Source organism: Aureimonas sp. D3 (assembly GCF_001463805.1).
Classification (GTDB): Bacteria; Pseudomonadota; Alphaproteobacteria; order Rhizobiales; family Rhizobiaceae; genus Aureimonas; species Aureimonas ureilytica_A.
On record NZ_BBWM01000050.1, the window covers coordinates 38,357 to 53,933 of the forward strand.

Annotated in this window: 17 protein-coding genes and 1 riboswitch; of the genes, 11 read left to right on the plus strand and 6 right to left on the minus strand. The window is 64.3% G+C overall.

Going from position 1 to position 15,577, the window contains the following annotated elements; translation table 11 throughout:
* Positions 1–123 precede the first annotated feature (123 nt).
* The 3 genes from AUL36_RS23845 to cysQ all read left to right on the plus strand — a co-directional run bounded on the left by AUL36_RS23845 (position 124) and on the right by cysQ (position 2,605).
* Positions 124–348: a hypothetical protein gene (locus tag AUL36_RS23845; RefSeq protein WP_156418400.1), complete on the plus strand. Its 225-nt coding sequence runs from the start codon at positions 124–126 to the stop codon at positions 346–348.
* A 687-nt stretch (positions 349–1,035) separates the two neighbouring features.
* Complete coding sequence (locus AUL36_RS14400) at positions 1,036–1,710, plus strand: exopolysaccharide biosynthesis polyprenyl glycosylphosphotransferase (protein ID WP_058598557.1); 675 nt, start codon at positions 1,036–1,038, stop codon at positions 1,708–1,710.
* Between the two features lie 106 nt (positions 1,711–1,816).
* Positions 1,817–2,605, plus strand: a complete 789-nt coding sequence (gene cysQ / locus AUL36_RS14405) for a 3'(2'),5'-bisphosphate nucleotidase CysQ (RefSeq protein ID WP_062221960.1) — start codon at positions 1,817–1,819, stop codon at positions 2,603–2,605.
* Between the two features lie 63 nt (positions 2,606–2,668).
* Here cysQ and AUL36_RS23850 read toward each other — a convergent pair whose 3' ends face one another.
* Complete coding sequence (locus tag AUL36_RS23850; RefSeq protein ID WP_156418401.1) at positions 2,669–2,830, minus strand: hypothetical protein; 162 nt, start codon at positions 2,828–2,830, stop codon at positions 2,669–2,671.
* 311 nt (positions 2,831–3,141) lie between these two features.
* Here AUL36_RS23850 and AUL36_RS14410 point away from each other — a divergent pair, with 311 nt between their 5' ends.
* The 6 genes from AUL36_RS14410 (at position 3,142) to tenA (ending at position 8,886) form a co-directional block, all read left to right on the plus strand.
* Positions 3,142–4,512, plus strand: a complete 1,371-nt coding sequence (locus AUL36_RS14410) for a UDP-glucose dehydrogenase family protein (protein ID WP_062221882.1) — start codon at positions 3,142–3,144, stop codon at positions 4,510–4,512.
* A 71-nt stretch (positions 4,513–4,583) separates the two neighbouring features.
* Positions 4,584–4,685, plus strand: a riboswitch (TPP riboswitch).
* A gap of 293 nt (positions 4,686–4,978) precedes the next feature.
* Positions 4,979–5,764: an ABC transporter permease gene (locus tag AUL36_RS14415; protein WP_062221884.1), complete on the plus strand. Its 786-nt coding sequence runs from the start codon at positions 4,979–4,981 to the stop codon at positions 5,762–5,764.
* Complete coding sequence (locus AUL36_RS14420; protein WP_156418402.1) at positions 5,764–6,705, plus strand: ABC transporter substrate-binding protein; 942 nt, start codon at positions 5,764–5,766, stop codon at positions 6,703–6,705. The genes AUL36_RS14415 and AUL36_RS14420 overlap by 1 nt, the downstream gene beginning before the upstream one ends.
* On the plus strand, positions 6,702–7,523 hold the full coding sequence (gene thiD, locus AUL36_RS14425; RefSeq protein WP_062221886.1) for a bifunctional hydroxymethylpyrimidine kinase/phosphomethylpyrimidine kinase: 822 nt from the start codon (positions 6,702–6,704) through the stop codon (positions 7,521–7,523). The genes AUL36_RS14420 and thiD overlap by 4 nt, the downstream gene beginning before the upstream one ends.
* Complete coding sequence (locus AUL36_RS14430; protein ID WP_244497132.1) at positions 7,520–8,224, plus strand: TenA family protein; 705 nt, start codon at positions 7,520–7,522, stop codon at positions 8,222–8,224. The genes thiD and AUL36_RS14430 overlap by 4 nt, the downstream gene beginning before the upstream one ends.
* Positions 8,221–8,886: a thiaminase II gene (gene tenA, locus AUL36_RS14435; protein ID WP_062221888.1), complete on the plus strand. Its 666-nt coding sequence runs from the start codon at positions 8,221–8,223 to the stop codon at positions 8,884–8,886. The genes AUL36_RS14430 and tenA overlap by 4 nt, the downstream gene beginning before the upstream one ends.
* A gap of 2 nt (positions 8,887–8,888) precedes the next feature.
* Here tenA and AUL36_RS23855 read toward each other — a convergent pair whose 3' ends face one another.
* Positions 8,889–9,032, minus strand: a complete 144-nt coding sequence (locus AUL36_RS23855; protein WP_156418403.1) for a hypothetical protein — start codon at positions 9,030–9,032, stop codon at positions 8,889–8,891.
* Positions 9,033–9,671: 639 nt separating this feature from the next.
* Here AUL36_RS23855 and AUL36_RS14440 point away from each other — a divergent pair.
* A complete protein-coding gene (locus AUL36_RS14440; RefSeq protein WP_062221890.1) occupies positions 9,672–10,196 on the plus strand; it encodes a MucR family transcriptional regulator in 525 nt (174 codons plus the stop codon).
* 189 nt (positions 10,197–10,385) lie between these two features.
* Entirely contained in the window at positions 10,386–11,798 is a 1,413-nt protein-coding gene (locus tag AUL36_RS14445; protein ID WP_062221964.1) for an HD-GYP domain-containing protein, read from the plus strand.
* Between the two features lie 105 nt (positions 11,799–11,903).
* On the opposite strand, the gene AUL36_RS14450 is transcribed toward AUL36_RS14445, so the two are convergent.
* From AUL36_RS14450 to AUL36_RS14465, 4 genes are all read right to left on the minus strand, one after another.
* Positions 11,904–12,299, minus strand: a complete 396-nt coding sequence (locus tag AUL36_RS14450; RefSeq protein ID WP_058598549.1) for a septal ring lytic transglycosylase RlpA family protein — start codon at positions 12,297–12,299, stop codon at positions 11,904–11,906.
* A 193-nt stretch (positions 12,300–12,492) separates the two neighbouring features.
* Positions 12,493–13,386 carry an SDR family oxidoreductase gene (locus tag AUL36_RS14455; protein ID WP_062221892.1) on the minus strand — a complete coding sequence of 298 codons (894 nt, stop codon included), beginning with the start codon at positions 13,384–13,386 and terminating at the stop codon, positions 12,493–12,495.
* Positions 13,383–14,585, minus strand: a complete 1,203-nt coding sequence (gene queG / locus AUL36_RS14460) for a tRNA epoxyqueuosine(34) reductase QueG (protein WP_062221896.1) — start codon at positions 14,583–14,585, stop codon at positions 13,383–13,385. The genes AUL36_RS14455 and queG overlap by 4 nt, the downstream gene beginning before the upstream one ends.
* A gap of 172 nt (positions 14,586–14,757) precedes the next feature.
* Positions 14,758–15,450 (minus strand): glutathione S-transferase family protein, encoded by a 693-nt coding sequence (locus tag AUL36_RS14465; RefSeq protein ID WP_058602012.1) that lies wholly within the window; start codon positions 15,448–15,450, stop codon positions 14,758–14,760.
* Between the last annotated feature and the right edge of the window lie 127 nt (positions 15,451–15,577).

Consider the following 15,577-nt stretch of genomic DNA (forward strand, 5'->3'; position numbering starts at 1 on the left):
TGGCCCCAAGCGCTTTCCAACGAAAGCCGAGGCGGCGTTTGCGCCGGGACAACGCGGGAAACAATCCCCTTGCGCGCAAATTGATAGTCGAAGCATGTGCTCCGACGCGGCTCCACATGGCAGATGGCCAAAGCAGAAGCGAACGTCGCTGCTTCCATCAATGCCCACATTTCTTATAAAATTCATTCAACCCAGGTTCTGGCGGGCGCAGGCCGCAGCCTTTCCAGCGCTCTAGCGCACTGGGGCGAATTGAGGCTTTTTTGCATCTGCTCAGTGGCAGCGCCGCAACATGATGACTTGATTCCAGCGAATCAAAACCGTAAAATTGGAACGATTACATTAACCTGACTTATCTTTTTTTCATCCGTAAGCTCGAAATTCTCTTGCTAAATCGTTTCAGACGCTAGGGCGTCACATTTCTTGATTTTTGACATCCCCTCAATGAGGAAAAATCGATCACCTTATATTTCAGAGATCACGATTTGCTGCAAAGCACAACGCCGCGGAATGCGTCGCACAAGATAAGACGCGCAAGCACGTTCGTTACGATCGTGTCTTTACCAAGCGGAACAACGAAACCACGAGAAAAAGAACAATCACAGAACCACCCCGGATAGATTCTAGCAGTTTTCATATTATTATTTCCAAGCATGTTGACGCAGAAAATTTCTTAATCCTCTTTCGGAAGCTTGGCGCAAAACCGCAGGAAAAGAAAATATCTCGGTTCCTTGCAAAATTTTTCCATCAAAAAACCCATCATCAAATACGCAAAACGAAACATCACACAAATAACAGCAGTATTATTCGATAATATTTGGCGTAGCTCGATCGACCCACACGCCTCAACAAGCAAACTCCAAGAATGCAACCGAAAGGCGTAGACTCGGCGCGGACTCGACAGGGAAAATTGACGGATGATCAAGGTTATCCAATCCTTAATGCCGCGATTCGGATTCGAGGGAGCTTGCTTGCCGTAACGACAGACTTGGCCATAAAGCTTCCCTATCACCGCCCCCGGTATCGAGGCCCTAGGTCATGACGAAGCTTTCTTCCCTGGCTGAGATCAGCAAGGACGTCCCAGCGCTCGGCTACGCCCCCGTGGGCGGCCACGCCAAGCGGAGCCTGGACATCCTGATCGCCGTCACGGCGTTGATCCTTCTCAGCCCGCTGATGCTTTTCATCATCGTTCTGATGAAGATCACCGATCCCGGTCCGATCTTCTTCGGACACAAGCGGGTCGGCTTCGACGGTCAGCATTTCCCTTGCTACAAGTTCCGCTCCATGGCGACAAACTCGGCCGAGCTTCTTCAGAAGCTTCTCCAGAGCGATCCCGTCGCGAAGGCCGAATGGGAAGCCTCGCAAAAGCTGCGCAACGACCCGCGTGTCACGCGAATCGGCCGCATCCTCCGCGAGACGAGCCTGGACGAGCTGCCGCAGCTGTTCAACGTTCTGAAGGGCGACATGAGCCTCGTCGGCCCGCGCCCGATCGTGGACGACGAGATTCCGCGCTACTCGCACCGCATCTCCGCCTACAAGCGCGTTCGCCCCGGCGTCACCGGCATGTGGCAGGTCAACGGCCGCTCGGACACCAGCTATGCCGCCCGCGTCAAGTTCGACAGCTACTATGTGCGCAACTGGTCCGTGCTTCTCGACCTGCGCATTCTGTTCAAGACCGTCGGCGTGGTTCTGAAGCGCGACGGCAGCTACTGAGACCGGACGGCGGGCTTCGGCCCGCCGCAGCATTCTCGATAAGGCTTGCACCTCCGCGGGCCAGCATGTGAAACGGGTCTTGAGCGCACTCAAGGCCCGTTTTTTCATGTCCGACCGTCTCGATCGCATCGTTTCCGCCGCCCTTCGCGCCGGCGCGGCCATCATGACGATCTATGACGGCTGCATCGAAGCTGAGACCAAGAGCGACGGCTCGCCCGTGACGCAAGCGGATCGGCTGGCGGAAGCGATTCTTCTGGAAGCTCTCGGGGCCGACTTTCCGGATATCCCGGTGATCGCGGAAGAAGAGGCGGCGGCCGGGCGCATTCCCGATGTCGGCGAGCGCTTCTTTCTGGTGGACCCGCTGGATGGAACGCGCGAGTTCATCGGACGCAATGGCGAGTTCACGGTCAATGTCGGCCTGATCGAGGCGGGCGCGCCGCGCCTTGGCGTCATTTATGCCCCCTGCCTCGGCCGCGTTTTTGCAGCCGATGGCGCGTCGTGCTGGCAGGGCGAGGTCTTGGATGGGGCCATCGTGGAGCGCTGCGCCATGCGGGTCCGAGCCGCACCGGCCGAGCCCGTCACCGTCGCCAGCCGCTCTCACGCGACGCCCGAAACTGCGGGCTGGCTGACGCGTCATGCCATCCGGCATGTCGCCTGTCGGGGCTCCTCCCTGAAATTCTGCCTGCTCGCCGCCGGGGAGGCCGACCTCTATCCGCGCTTCGGTCGGACGATGGAATGGGACATCGCGGCCGGACACGCGATCCTGCAAGGAGCAGGCGGCCTCGTCACGACACCGGAGGGAGAGCCCCTGCGCTACGGCAAGCGCGACCAGCACTTTACCAATGGCGATTTCATCGCGCTGGGAGACCCCGCGCTTCTGAGGCTTTTGCGCTAGCGCATGTCAGCTGCGGCGGGCACGCCGGGTCGAGGGTTCGATCGACCGAAATCAAGGCGAGCGTCAGGCCAACGCCCAGACCGCAAGGCCCGCCCAGAAGCTGGACGAGATGGCAAGACCAAGGAGAATGCCGCGCGCCGGCGCCAGGCGTTCGCGCGCATCCGAGACATCGCGCTGCGACAGATCGATCGTGCCGGTCACCAGTTCAGCCTGGAAAGGGATCATTTCGATATCTCGCTGCTATCCGTCATCGACCCGCCCCTCGCATCCCGCGCGAAGGGCCGATCCGACGTCTTGTCTGCAGGACATTAAAAGCAGTGCTTGAAAGGAAGCTTGCGGCAATCGCTCAAATTGCACCCAATTGACGGAAGCGACGTCAAAAATCCGCAAATGAGAGAATGTAGACAATAAAGGATAAACTTTTGCCGCGAGTCGGTTGCCGCCTTGCATCACCCAACGTACAAAGCCCTACCCATGCTGCACCGCAACGCGGCAGGGACCCTGACGACGACAGCGCCAAGAATGGACCCAAGACGATGGGCAACGTGCCGCCGCTCGAAAGCACCGCTTCGAACCTTGCTGTGATCGGAACTGGCTATGTCGGCCTCGTGTCCGGCGCTTGTCTCGCCGAAGCCGGGCATCACGTCGTCTGCGTCGATCAGGTGCAGGCCAAGATCGACATGCTGCGCGCCGGCGCCATCCCGATCTACGAGCCGGGGCTGGACGAGGTGGTTCGGCGCAATGTCGAGGCGGGTCGCCTGCGCTTCACCACCGATCTGGCGGAAGCCGTGGCGGACGCGCAGATCGTCATGATCGCGGTGGGCACGCCTACTCGCAAGCTCGACGGCAATGCCGACCTTCAATATGTCTTCGCCGCCAGCCGCGACATCGCCCGCGCCCTGACCCATCCCGCCGTCATCGTCACCAAGTCCACCGTGCCGGCCGGCACGGGGCGCGAGATCCGGCGCATCATCGAGCGCGAGAACCCCTCGCTCGACTTCGACATCGCCTCGAACCCCGAGTTCCTGCGCGAAGGCAACGCCATTTCCGACTTCATGAAGCCGGACCGCATCGTCGTCGGCACGGAGTCGGCGCGTGCGAGAAACGTGATGGAGGCGCTTTACAAGCCCTTCACCGCCCAAGGCTTCGAGCTGATCTCGACCGACATCGTTTCGGCCGAACTCATCAAATATGCCGCCAACACGTTCCTTGCCACCAAGGTCTCCTTCATCAACGAAATGGCCGACATCTGCGAGAAGGTCGGCGGCAACATCGCTGACATTTCGCGCGGCATGGGGTCCGACAAGCGCATCGGGCGCGCCTTCCTGCAGCCAGGGCCGGGCTATGGGGGCTCCTGCTTCCCGAAGGACACGCTCGCGATGGTGCATATCGGCGAAAAGGCGCTGAGCCCGGCGACGATCGTCGAAGCGGTCATCGCGGTCAACCGCGCCCGGCCGCACCGCATGGTGGCCAAGGTCGTGGCGGCGGCGGGCGGCGATGTGCGCGGCAAGACCGTAGCGCTGCTCGGCCTCACCTTCAAACCCGAGACCGACGACGTGCGCGACAGCGTGGCGGTTCTGGTGGCCGAACAGCTCGCCGCCGAGGGGGCGATCGTACGCGCCTACGACCCGCAGGGGATGGCCCATGCCCGCGAGCTTCTGGGCGAGGCCGTCCAGTATGCACCGAGCATGGACGCCGCGCTGGAGCGTGCCGATCTCTGCGTGATCGCGACCGAATGGCGGGAATTCTCCGAGCGTCCGCTCGCCGACTACAAGCGCGCGCTCGCCGTGCCCATGATCGTCGATTTCCGCAATGTCTTCTCGCCGGCCGAGGCTGCGGCCGCCGGGCTGGGCTATATCTCGATCGGCCGCGCGAGCGTGCCCGCGCCCGAGCTTCTGCCGGCCTGACCGTCCCTGCCCCACATCCGGCCCGTCACGGCGGGCCGGTTGACAAAGCCGGGAGAGGCCGGCATCACTCATGCCATTCCGAGGGGTGCGCCTGATGGCGCTGAGATGGCGAAAGCCGAACCCTTGAACCTGATCCGGGTCATACCGGCGTAGGAACGGGAATGGGCGGCGCTTCAGTCGTCTTGGCACCTTCTTCGCTTCGCTCCGGATCTCTTGCGGCCCGTCCGGGCCTGAGGAGATCGCATGGGTTTCATTCGACTGAACGCCACTGAACCGCCCTCGCGGCCGAGTGCCGATGCAGGTTCTAGCGCTTGCGCGAAGCCGACGGCGCGGGTCCCTCGGCGCAGGGACCCAGACAGTCCGCGAGGCCATGGCGCGGGACAGTCGGCGCTTCGTCTCCGCGCCTTCCTGCTCTGGGCCTCCCACAGTTCCTTGTCTCGCCATCCGCCCCGCGAGGCCTGAGGCCATGCGCGCGCTTCGCGCCACGCTGTTCGGACTTCTGGCGGTTCTGCTGATCTGGGCGGGCTTCGTCGCGCTGGCCGCGCCGCCGCCCTATATGCTGCCCTCGCCCGCGCGCGTCGCGACAACGCTCTGGGCGCGCTCCGGCTTTCTTCTGGCGCAAGGCTGGCTGACGCTGGTGGAGACGATCCTCGGGCTCGTTTTCGGCGCTTGTGCCGGCGCACTGGCGGGGCTCGGCACCGTGCTCTGGCCGCGTCTCGGCCGTGTCGCCTGGCCGCTGCTCCTCGTGCTTCAGGCCATGCCCGTCTTCGCTCTCGCGCCGCTTCTGGTGCTCTGGTTCGGCTTCGGGCTCGTGTCCAAGGTCGTGATGGCGGCGCTTGTCATCTTCTTTCCCGTCGCCTCCGCCTTTGCCGACGGGCTGCGTCGCACCGAGCCCGAGCTTCTGGACGCCGCCGCCCTGACCACCGCCACCCATTGGCAGACGCTGCGCTTCGTGCGCATTCCGCTCGCCCTGCCGGCCCTCGTCACGGGCCTTCGCGTCGCCGCCCCGCTGGCCCCGCTCGGCGCGGTGATCGGCGAATGGGTCGGCGCGTCGGGCGGGCTCGGCTTCGTGATGATCCAGGCCAATGCCCGGATGCAGACCGACCTCATGTTCGCCGCCCTCGCGCTTCTGGCCGCCATGACGCTGGCGCTGCGCGCGCTGGTGGACGAGTTCGCGCCGCGCCTCGCCCCCTGGGCGGCCGAAAGCGGCCCCTCACCCTTTCCCTCCCTCCTTCGAAGGAAATCGTCCTGATGCGTTCCCTCTTCGCGGCCGCCGCCCTTGCGGCCTCGCTTCTGGCAAGCCCCGCGCTCGCCGCCGACAAGCTGACCGTGCTTCTCGAATGGTTCGTCAACCCCGACCACGCGCCACTGGTGATCGCCAAGGAAAAGGGCATCTTCGAAAAGCACGGGCTCGATGTCGATCTGGTGCCTCCGGCCGACCCCTCCGCGCCGCCGCGCCTCGTGGCCGCCGGGCAGGCGGATGTCGCCCTGCACTACCAGCCCAATCTCATGCTGGATCAGGCCGGCGGCCTGCCGCTGGTGCGCTTCGGCACACTGGTCGAAACGCCGCTCAACACGGTCGCGGTGCTCGCCAACGGTCCGGTGAAGAGCCTGGCCGATCTCAAGGGCAAGCGCATCGGCTATTCCGTGGCGGGCGTCGAGGAAGCGCTTCTCTCCGCCATGCTGGGCTCGGCCGGGCTGACGCTTGCCGACGTCACGCTCATCAATGTCAATTTCGCGCTGACCGCCTCGCTCGCCTCCGGCAATGTGGACGCCACGATCGGCTCCTATCGCAATTTCGAGGCGACGCAGATGCGCCTCGAACAGCATGATGGCCGCTTCTTCTACCCCGAGGAAAACGGCGTCCCGGCCTATGACGAGCTGGTCTATGTAACGCGCCGCGATCTCCTGAACGACGCGCGCCTGCCGCGCTTCCTCGACGCGGTTGAGGAAGCGACGCTCTATCTCACCAACCATCCGGACGAAGCTCTTCAGCTCTTCCTGAAGGCCTATCCCGACCTGAACGACGAGTTGAACCGCACCGCCTTCGCCGACACGCTGCCGCGCTTCGCCAAGCGCCCCGGCGCGCTGGACACGGCGCGCATGGAGCGTTTCGCGGAGTTCCTGAAGGCCAAAGGCGTCATTCCGGCCGTTCCGCCGGTCTCCGATTACGCGGTGGAGCTGAAGCGATGATCCCGGTCGCGCTCACCATTGCGGGCTCGGATTCGGGCGGCGGGGCCGGCATTCAGGCCGACCTCAAGACCTTCTCGGCACTCGGCGCCTTCGGCACCAGCGTTCTGACTGCCGTCACCGCGCAGAACACGCGCGGCGTGACAGCAGTCGAAACGCTCTCGCCCGCCATCGTCGCGGCGCAGATCGACGCCGTGCTCGGGGATTTCCATGTCGGGGCCATCAAGATCGGCATGGTGTCGAGCGAGGCGGTGATCCGCGCCATCGCCGAACGCCTGCGCGTCCACCAAAGGCGCGCGGTCGTGGACCCCGTGATGATCGCGACCTCGGGCGATCGGCTGATCGACGAGGATGCGCTCGGTGCCTTGAAAGAGGAGCTTCTGCCGCTGGCCGAGGTTCTGACGCCGAACCTGCCGGAAGCCGCGCTGCTCCTGGCCGAGCCCGTGGCCGAGACGGAAGCGGAGATGCGTGAACAGGGCCAGCGTCTCCGCGCCCTCGGGCCGCACGCCGTCCTGATGAAGGGCGGACACCGTCAGGAGGCCGAAAGCGTGGACTGGCTCCTGTCGGATGCCAGCGAGCTGCGCCTCGCCTTTCCCCGCGTCGAAACGGTCAACGACCATGGCACCGGCTGCACGCTGGCGGCCGCCATCGCGGCGGAACTCGCCAGGGGCCATCAGCTGGACGAGGCCGTGCGCGAGGCACGGACCTATCTGCAAGGCGCGCTGCAATCCGCGAAGAATTGGCGACTGGGCGGTGGGCGCGGGCCGGTGCATCATTTCCATGCCCTTTGGCCTGCAATCGCAGGGGAGCGCGCATCGTGAGCGCAGGCGCACTTGAGCCGCAAGGCGTCGCTGAGCCAGCGAGCATCACGCAGGAGAAGCGCTTCAGCGAGCGGCTGCGCGCTGCCGCCGAGCCCGACTGGACGGTGGCCGTCACGCATCGCTTCACGCGAGAGCTGATGTCCGGCACGCTCGCGCCCGATGTCATGGCGCGTTATCTCGTTCAGGATCATCGCTTTCTCGATCCGTTCCTGATGCTGCTCGGCGCGGCCATGGCGACCAGCGACCGATTCGAATCGCGCCTACGGCTCGCCCGCTTCGCCGGCCTCGTGGCGGGCGAAGAGAACACCTATTTCGAGCGCGCCTTCGAGGCTTTGGGCGTCTCCCCTGCCGAGCGCGAGGCCACGCCCGACACGGCGGCGACTTCGGGCTTCCAGGCCATCATGCGTGAGGCGGTCGAGCGGCGCTCCTATGCGGCGGCGCTCAGCGTACTCACCGTCGCCGAATGGCTCTATCTCGATTGGGCCTCGCGAGCGCCCCAGCCGCTTCCCGGCGATTTCGTGCACCGCGAATGGATCACGCTGCACGACAATCCCGGCTTTCGCGATTTCGTCGCCTTCCTGCGCTCCGAACTCGACCGGGTCGGGCCGGAGCATCACGCGCTCTGCGAGGATCTGTTTCGCCGGGCTGTCGCGCTGGAGCGCGCCTTTTTCGAAGCGGCCTATGGGGCGGAGGCTTCATGAGCGATGTGTTCGAGCGCTTGAAATCGGCCGCCCAAGAGGACTGGGACGCCTATGTGAACCACATGTTCGTCTTTCGCATGGGCATCGGCGCGCTGCCGGAAGCGGCCTTCCAACGATACCTCGTGCAGGACTATCTCTTTCTCATCCAGTTCGCGCGGGCCAATGCGCTGGCCATCTACAAGAGCCGGACCCTCACGGATATGCGCCGGGCGAAGGCGGCGCTGTCAGCCATTCTGGATGTGGAGCTGAACCTTCATATCCGCCTGTCGGAACGCTGGGGCCTCAGCTCCGACGATCTGGAACAAGCGCGCGAGGAGCCGGCGACAACCGCCTACACGCGCTTCGTCCTGGACTGTGGAGCGTCGGGCGACCTTCTCGACCTGCACACGGCGCTCGCCCCGTGCGTCATCGGCTATGGCGAGATCGGCGCGCGGCTGGCCGATTCGCTGGGACCGGCCCATCTGGCCGAACATCCGTACCGCGAATGGATCGAGGAATATGCGGGTCCGGCCTATCAAGAGGTGGTGGCCGCAGCACGCCTGCATCTGAACGCCTTGGCGGAGCGCGCCCTGACGGAGCGGCGCTTCGGGGAACTGGCGGGACTCTTCGGCGAGGCCTGTCGCCTGGAAGCGGACTTCTGGCAGATGAGCCTAACGATCTAGAATTAGAAGTTCCCCTCTTCCAGCGCAGCCTCGCGCTGGAAGCGCAGTCCCGAACCGGCCTTGGCCTTCAGGTCTACCGGCGCAGGTTCGCATGGGTCCGGCAAGAGGCGGCTCGCCCGCTGGCCGCCTTCCTTCAAATCAGGCATAGGATTTCGAGGAGGCATTTGTTTCGATCGACGTCCTGCGCCAAATGAATGGACCGGCTTTCCGCCCGCCATTCATTGACCGTAAAATATGTGTTTTCCAGTCTTCTATAGATCCTGAATTTTATAAATCCCTCGCCATCGCTGCCAATCATCCACCATCGCGCCATCCAGTCCTAGACATGGGACGCCCCGCATTCCCTTGAGGAATAAAGGCCAGTATCAGCCAAGTTGCGTCGCCAGAAAATTCCTTTGCAAAGCAAAACAACCCGACATTGTCCCATGAACTTCAGGACAGGTTCGGAGCAGAAACGAAGATGGCCTCGCCCAATCGAGCGAAGCCTATTGATAGCCTGCCACAATCTCCGATTTCGCCAGTATGAAACAAGTGGCACGGGTGATTCGACGATGGAAATGACGGCGCCATGCAGATGAAATTTGCATGCAATTTGAATTATTGCGCCGCAAGACAGGAAAATCACGTCACCCAATTCGAGTGTGAAACACCCGGAACCGATGGAATGTCTCGCCCCTGTGCTATTTCGACTTGAAATAGAACGCCGTCACAGGCAAATACACGGGCAATTATTAGACAGCGGTGATCGCGGTATCACTCCAGCGTAATGAGGAGTCTGAAAGGGCATGGAAGATCATTCGGACCAGGTTTCGTCCCGTCGCTATCTCGCGGCGCAGATCGTCAAAGCCTATGTCAGCAACAACCATGTTCCGCGCGACGATCTTCCCAGCCTGATCGCGATCGTCTTCGACGCCCTGCAGTTCGACACGCCGACCGAGGCACAGCAAGTCGAAGCGCAGCCGCTCGTGCCGGCCGTCCCCGTCAAGAAGTCCATCACACCGGACTATATCGTCTGCTTGGAAGACGGAAAGCAGTTCAAGTCGCTCAAGCGCCATCTGATGACGCATTACAATCTGACGCCGGAAGCCTACCGTCAGAAGTGGAACCTGCCGGCTGACTATCCCATGGTCGCAGCCAATTATGCGGCCAAGCGCTCCGAGCTTGCCAAGAGCATCGGCCTCGGCCGGAAAATTGCGGCGCCGGAGGCCGAGATGCCGGAGCCCGAAACGAGCGTCCCCGAAAGCGCGGCGGACAACGCCGGCAAGCGCCGCGGCCCGCGCAAGAAGGCAACGGCCGACACCGAAGCCTGATCGAGGCGGCATCTGCCCGCTTTCGCCATTCGCGCTCCCGCTGGCCCTGCCGGCGGGGGCGCTTTCGCGTCAGCGTCCCTCACAGCCCTTCCAGGGCTCAGACGTGACGAGCGATTTCGAATGGCGGCATCAAACCGAGCTTAATCTGCCTGATGTATGATCCATCAAGATTTGCGATCGCCGGTGCCGATGTCCCTTCTCCCGCTTGCCCCACCTGCTCCTGTTCGGCTGACGGAGCTTCTGGGCGCCCTCAGCCACGCATTGGATCTCACGGAAGGCCAGCCGGCGGGCCATTGCGTCCGCTCGGCCTTTATCGGAACGTGGATCGGCCGGGAACTGGGGCTCGACGCGGGCGCGCTGGCGGATTTGCGCTACGCCATCACCCTCAAGGATCTCGGCTGTTCCTCCAACGCCGCGCGGCTTTGCCAACTCTATCTGGCCGACGATCTCACCTTCAAGCGAAGCTTCAAGCGCTTGGACGACGGGCTGCCGCAGGTGCTGCGCTTCGTGATCGAACAAACGGGCCTGACGGCGGGTCTGGCCGAGCGGTTTCGCGCCATCGCCCACATCTTCCGCCATGGCGGTGACATCACCCGGGAACTGATCGAAACGCGCTGCGACCGGGGCGCGGGCATCGCGCGCCGTCTGCGCTTTTCCGAGCGGGTGGCGGGAGCCATTCTGGCCTTGGACGAACATTGGGACGGCAAGGGCCGGCCGCACGGTCTCGCGGGCGAAGCGATCCCGCTCTTTGCCCGCATCGCGCTTCTGTCGCAGGTCGTGGATGTGTTTCATCGCGGCGAGGGCGCGGAAGCGGCCTTGAACGAGGTCGCGGCGCGCAACGGCCGCTGGTTCGATCCGGCGCTGGTGTCCGCCTTTCGCCGTGCGAGCGCCCGGCCGGGTTTCTGGAGCCGGCTCGAAGGGCCGGAGGCTGATCTCTTCCCCGCCTGTGAAGAGGACGAGGGTTTCGTGGATGAAGACTATCTCGACGAGATCGCCGAAGCCTTCGCCGATGTGGTGGACTCCAAGAGTCCTTTCACCTCGGGCCATTGCAAGCGGGTCGCCCTGTTCACCGACCTGATCGGCGAAACGCTGGGCTTCACGCCCGAAAAGCGCCGTTGGATGAAGCGCGCAGCGCTTCTGCACGATATCGGCAAGCTCGGTGTCTCCAACATGATTCTCGACAAGCCCGGCCCGCTGACGGACGACGAGGTCGCCCTGATGCGACTCCATGCGAGCCACAGCCGAACCATCCTGTCCCAGATCGGCGCCTTCGCGAGCCTCGCGGAGGTCGGCGGCGCGCATCACGAGCGGCTCGACGGCAAGGGCTACCCGGAGGGATTGAAGGGCGAAGCCATCAGCCTGGAAACGCGCATCGTGACGGTGGCCGATATTTTCGACGCGCTGACGGCCGACAGGCCCTATCGCACGGCCATGCCCGTGTCGAAGGCGCTGGGTATTCTGGATGCGGAGACCGGCACGGCGGTGGATGCAACCTGCGTCGAAGCGCTGAAGGCCGGCCTTGCGCGAATCGATCCCGCGATGATCGGCGATCCGGCGGCGGAGCCGAAGCGGAGCGATCGGGCGCTGGCGGCCGTCGCCTGAGTTCGCAAGCCGGCGCGAATCCATCTTGAGAAAAGAACGGGCGGCGCAAGGCCGCCCGGTTCGGCGGAAAGGCGATCATGGCGTAAGCCATGAGACCCGATCCACTCAGCCGCAGCTTTCCGCGCCCGAGCCGTCCGCCGGTTCGATCTGCACGCGCGCATGGCCGGCCGACACGAAGCCGAGCTTGGAGGCCGCCGCCTTGGAGAGATCGATCATCCGCCCCTTGATGAAGGGGCCGCGATCGTTGATGCGCACCACGACGGAACGCTTATTGTTGAGGTTCGTCACCTTGACCTTGGAGCCCAGCGGCAGCGTCTTGTGCGCAGCCGTGAGAGCAGAAGGATTCATGCGCTCGCCCGAGGCCGTCCGCGAATGGAGGGCGTACCAGGACGCGCCGCCGCAGGTGGTTCTGACGCCCGCCGCCTCGGCGGCATGAGGCGTTGCGAGGAGGAAAAGCGAGGTCAAGGCAGAGGCCGTCACAGCCAGCGTTCGTATGTGCAAAAGTCCGCACCCGATCCGTTTCATACGCGCGCGGGCCGAGCCTATTGAATTCCTTAACGAAATCCCCTCGTGGCCCCCGCCGTTCGATCCGGTGGGAATGAAGGCCGGAAAAGGCCAAAAAGGGACGGTTCCATCACGAAAAATAAATTACTGAAATCTTTACGAAATACTCCGTGATCGAATCCCCGGAGACTCAGGGCTTCAGCGCCCCCAGCCCTTCACGAAAGGTCGGGAAAAAAAATTCGTATCCGAGCGATTTGAGCCTTTGATTTCGCACTCTCTTGTTCTCTCCATAGAAAGAACGTGCCATCGGCGTGAGATCGGCTGATTCGAAATCCACCTCCGGCGGCAGGTCGAAGCCGCCAATTTCGGCCGCGAAGGCGACCACATCCTGCGGCGGCGCGGGCTCGTCATCGGTCACGTTGACGATGGCGTTTTCGTTGCGGGCGGCCAGCAGACGCAGCGCGCCCGCGATGTCGTCTACGTGGATGCGGTTGAAGACCTGGCCCGGTTTCACCAGCCGCCGCGCCTTGCCCGATTTCAGATTCTCGAACGCGTTGCGCCCCGGCCCGTAGATGCCCGACAGGCGCAGGATCGAGAGCGGCACGCCGCGCCCCCGCGCCAGACGTAGCCAGTCCGCCTCGGCCTCGACGCGCTCGCGCGAGCGCTGCGAGACCGGGCGAAGCTGCGTCGTCTCATCCACCCACGCCCCGCCATGATCGCCATAAACGCCGACGGTCGACAGATAGCCGATCCATTCGAGCTCCGGCATCATCGAGCGGATCGCATCGCCATGATGGCGCAGCACCGAATCGCCCTCGGGGCCGGGCGCGATCGAGATGAGAAGATGCGTCGTCTCGGCCAGCGCGGCATCGATCCCCTCCCCCGGCACCGTGCCGTCGAACAGGAAGGGCACCAGACCCGCGCTCGCGAACTGCCGGGCCTTGTCGGGCGAGCGGGTGGTGACGCCCGACACGTCCTCGCGCGCCAGCCCTTCCACGAAGCGCTTGGCGCTATAGCCGCAGCCGAAGACGAAGAGCCGCGTAGGCCGGGCGCGGAGCGGCTGGGTCGAGGCGGCTGGCATCATCGAGTGAGGTCTCCGGAAGAGGCAGGCGAAGAGATGTCGGACGGGAGCGCGATCGTGGCGGCCCATTCCTCGCGCACGAGCGGGTCGTCCTCGCGCGTCCGCGCGGCTTCGCGCATGGAGGCGAGATCGGGCGCGACCAACTGGGCGAGCGCCCAGACGGCCATGGCGCGTACCAGCGGAGCGGCATCGCTCAAATGCGGGGTCACGAGCGGCACGAACGCGAGGTCGCCGCTGTTGCCGGCCGCGATGAGGCAGTTGGACACGAATTTGTCCCGCCCGATCCGTTTCACCGGAGAGCCGGCGAAGAGCGCGCGAAAGCCGGCGTCGTCCAGCGCCAGAAGGCTGGCGAGCGACGGCGCCTTCAAGTCCTCGCGCGCTCGCAGCTTGGCCTCGGCTGCCTCCTGCGCGAACTTGTTCCAGGGGCAGACGGCCAGGCAATCGTCGCAACCATAGATGCGATTGCCCATGGCGGCGCGAAACTCGCGCGGGATCGGGCGGCGCGTCTCGATGGTGAGATAGGAGATGCAGCGGCGGGCATCGAGCCGGTAGGGTTCGGGGAAGGCCTGCGTCGGGCAGGCATCCTGACAGGCGCGGCAGGAGCCGCAGAGATCCTGCCCCGGCCGATCGGGCTCCAGGGGAATGGTGGTCGCGATCGAGCCTAGAAAGAGCCAGGAGCCGAAAGTGCGCGAGACGAGATTGGTGTGCTTGCCCTGCCAGCCAAGCCCCGCCGCCTGCCCCAGCGGCTTTTCCATGAGCGGGGCGGTATCCACGAAGACCTTCACATCATGCGGCTGCCCGTCCGCTTGCACGCCCGCGCGGGCAACGAGGCGGCCCGCCAGTTCCTTCAGCTTGCCCTTGATGACGTCGTGATAGTCGCGGTGCCGCGCATACACGGAGATCGCCCCGCGATCGGGTCGCTGAAGCAGATCGAGTGGGTTCTTATCCGGCCCGTAGTTCAGCCCCAGCACGATGACGGCGCGCGCTTCCGGCCAGAGCGCGTTGACGGAGCGGCGGCGCTCGGCCGTCTCGGGCAACCAGCCCATCGTGCCGTGGAAGCCCGACGCGATGAAAGCCTCCAACCGCGTGCCGCTCACGCCCTCATCGAGGGCCGGCGCGACGCCGAGCGAGGAGAAGCCCAGGCGGCGCGCGTCCTCGTCCAGAAAGCGCCGCAGCGCGGAAAGGGAAAGCGGATCGGCCATGGCGTCGATATAGGCGATCGCGCGCCGAATGGGCAGCGGGCAAAACCCGTAACGAGAGCGTCGGGCCTGAACGCGACCTCACCCGAAGGGCGTCACGCTCCCAGTGCCCCGCCTTGCCAGGGCGGGAAGATCATCGTCATCCGCTGGAGGCGCTTCGAACCTCTGCGACGCGTCAAAAGTCGAGTTCGGGATAATGGGCGGCGGGCGGCAGACCGCGCACGCGCTCGGCCAGGAAAGGCCGAAAGGCGGGCCGCGACTTCATGCGCATGTACCAGTCCTTGGCCGCCGGCTCTTCTTCCCAGGAGACTTCGCCGAGATAGTCGAGAATCGAGACCGCCGAGGCGGCGGCAAGATCGGCATAGGAGAGCTTGGGGCCGGATAGCCAGTTCCGGCTTTCCGCCAGCCAGCCGATATAGCGCATGTGATTTTTCAGATTGGCGCGGGCGGCCCGGATCGCCGAGGCGTCGGGCGAGCCGCCGCCCTCGTTGGCGCGCATCTCCAGCTTGAAGATGCGCTCGCGCACGAGATAGCGCGTCACTTCCGAATCCATCTTGCCGAGGAACCACTCGGTGAGCCGGCGGATCTCGGCGCGCTCGGCGGGCTTTTCGGCGAGCAGCCGGCGCTCGCGCTGAAACGCACCGCGCGTCTCATCGAGATATTCGGCCGCGACCATGCCGCCGACGATACCGGGGCCGCTGTCTTCGACGAGAACGGGCACAGTCGCCGCCGGGTTCAGCGCCAGGAATTCCGGCCGCCGCTCCCAGGGACGCTCGTCCACCAGCTCCGCGCGCTCGCCGTACTCGCCGAGAATCAGCCGAACGAAGCGGGAGGCGGCGGACATGGGATGATGATGGAGGGTCAACATGAAGGGTGAGGAACTCGATGCTTCCGGGCAGATCGGACCAAAAGGACGACGGCACCGCCGCAAGGCTGCAACCCTACGGCTGAAATCGTTGGCGGATCGTGAAGGATCGTTGCGATCCGCATCTTGG

Coding starts and splice junctions, on each gene's coding strand:
- AUL36_RS14420 (WP_156418402.1), top strand. CDS start 5,764: ATGCGTTCCCTCTTCGCGGCCGCCGCCCTTGCGGCCTCGCTTCTGGCA.
- thiD (WP_062221886.1), top strand. CDS start 6,702: ATGATCCCGGTCGCGCTCACCATTGCGGGCTCGGATTCGGGCGGCGGG.
- AUL36_RS23855 (WP_156418403.1), bottom strand. CDS start 9,032: ATGCCTGATTTGAAGGAAGGCGGCCAGCGGGCGAGCCGCCTCTTGCCG.
- AUL36_RS14440 (WP_062221890.1), top strand. CDS start 9,672: ATGGAAGATCATTCGGACCAGGTTTCGTCCCGTCGCTATCTCGCGGCG.
- AUL36_RS14455 (WP_062221892.1), bottom strand. CDS start 13,386: ATGATGCCAGCCGCCTCGACCCAGCCGCTCCGCGCCCGGCCTACGCGG.
- queG (WP_062221896.1), bottom strand. CDS start 14,585: ATGGCCGATCCGCTTTCCCTTTCCGCGCTGCGGCGCTTTCTGGACGAG.
- AUL36_RS23845 (WP_156418400.1), top strand. CDS start 124: ATGGCCAAAGCAGAAGCGAACGTCGCTGCTTCCATCAATGCCCACATT.
- cysQ (WP_062221960.1), top strand. CDS start 1,817: ATGTCCGACCGTCTCGATCGCATCGTTTCCGCCGCCCTTCGCGCCGGC.
- AUL36_RS23850 (WP_156418401.1), bottom strand. CDS start 2,830: ATGATCCCTTTCCAGGCTGAACTGGTGACCGGCACGATCGATCTGTCG.
- AUL36_RS14465 (WP_058602012.1), bottom strand. CDS start 15,450: ATGTTGACCCTCCATCATCATCCCATGTCCGCCGCCTCCCGCTTCGTT.
- AUL36_RS14415 (WP_062221884.1), top strand. CDS start 4,979: ATGCGCGCGCTTCGCGCCACGCTGTTCGGACTTCTGGCGGTTCTGCTG.
- AUL36_RS14410 (WP_062221882.1), top strand. CDS start 3,142: ATGGGCAACGTGCCGCCGCTCGAAAGCACCGCTTCGAACCTTGCTGTG.
- AUL36_RS14445 (WP_062221964.1), top strand. CDS start 10,386: ATGTCCCTTCTCCCGCTTGCCCCACCTGCTCCTGTTCGGCTGACGGAG.
- tenA (WP_062221888.1), top strand. CDS start 8,221: ATGAGCGATGTGTTCGAGCGCTTGAAATCGGCCGCCCAAGAGGACTGG.
- AUL36_RS14400 (WP_058598557.1), top strand. CDS start 1,036: ATGACGAAGCTTTCTTCCCTGGCTGAGATCAGCAAGGACGTCCCAGCG.